The organism is Priestia sp. YIM B13490 (genome assembly GCF_042787735.1).
Taxonomy (GTDB): Bacteria; Bacillota; Bacilli; order Bacillales; family Bacillaceae_H; genus Priestia; species Priestia megaterium.
In genome coordinates, this window is record NZ_JBHZOT010000041.1 from 1 (window position 1) to 1,436 (window position 1,436).

Sequence of the window (1,436 nt, forward strand, 5' to 3'; positions counted from 1 at the left end):
TGAACTGCGCCCCAATTGTTAGACATAATCTAACCAATTGGAGGCGCAGTTTTTATGAAGAGATTTTCAGAAGAAGAGAAACTAATGGCTGTGAAAAAATACTTATCTAATGAAGGGTCTTTTAAAAGAATCGGAGATTCTATAGGGGCAGATGAAGGAGATGTACGCAGTTGGGTTCAACGCTTTCAATATCATGGGAACGAAGCGTTTAAAAATTCCTATGCAAGGTACTCAGTAAAAGATAAACTAGATGTACTCACCTATATGAAAGAACAGGGTACGTCAATAAGAGAAACAGCTGCCATCTTCAATATTAAATCTAGAAGAACGCTTAAAAGGTGGCAAACTCTTTATGAGAATGGTGGTATTGATGCCCTAAAACCTAAGGGAAAGAGGCGTCCATCCATGAAGAAGATAAAGAATAAACAAGAAAAACCTACTACTCAATCAATTGATGCTCTACAAGCTGAGCTAGAATATTTACGTGCAGAGAATGCTTATTTAAAAAAGTTGAAGTCCTTAGTTCAGAAAACATCTCAACACGAGAAAAAGCAGAAGTAGTACACGAACTAAGGAAACAATTTGACTTAAAATTACTACTACTTGTATCTAACCTTGCGCGCAGTACCTATTATTATTGGGTAAATGCTTCTTCCAATCGTATTGATAAATATGGAGATATGAAAAACCTTATCCAAGATATATTTCATCATCATAAGGGACGTTATGGATATCGTCGTATTACGCTAGAACTTAGACGCCAAGGCTATGTACTAAATCATAAAACTGTACGTCGTTTAATGAAAGAACTAGGATTAAAATGTTTAGTTCGAGTTAAAAAATATCGTTCTTATAAAGGAAATGTTGGAGAAACAGCTCCTAATGTCCTGCAGCGTGATTTTCAAGCTACTCAGCCTAATCAAAAATGGGTAACAGATGTGACAGAGTTTCACCTGTTTGGCAAAAAGCTTTATTTATCCCCTATACTGGATCTTTTTAACGGTGAAATTATCTCTTATCACATCGAATCAAAGCCTATCTATCCTTTGGTAGGTAAGATGCTTGATCAAGCATTAAAATACTTAAAACAGGGAGAAAAAGTCATTCTCCATTCAGACCAGGGTTGGCACTATAGAATGTCGAAGTACAAAAAAGCACTCCAACAAAATAATATTATTCAAAGTATGTCCCGTAAGGGCAACTGTCTAGATAATGCCGTCATAGAGAATTTCTTTGGCTTATTGAAGTCAGAGCTTTTATACCTTCAACAATTTAAAGATATGGACCATTTTGAGAGAGAGCTAAAAGAATATATACATTACTACAATAACACTCGAATTAAGGAAAAATTGAAAGGCATGAGTCCAGTCGAATACCGTACTCATGCCAACTACGTTGCTTAAATATAAATTGTCTAACTTTTTGGGTTCAGTTCA

At 35.4% G+C, this 1,436-nt stretch carries 1 protein-coding gene; it reads left to right on the forward strand.

What is annotated here, in order from left to right; translation table 11 throughout:
- Positions 1-54: 54 nt before the first annotated feature.
- Positions 55-1,403 (forward strand): IS3 family transposase gene (locus ACFX4R_RS29395; RefSeq protein ID WP_377571743.1). Its coding sequence is split into 2 segments (ribosomal slippage): positions 55-502 and positions 502-1,403, totalling 1,350 coding nucleotides; the frame shifts between segments, so codons are not numbered across the junction.
- The last annotated feature ends 33 nt before the right edge of the window (positions 1,404-1,436 follow it).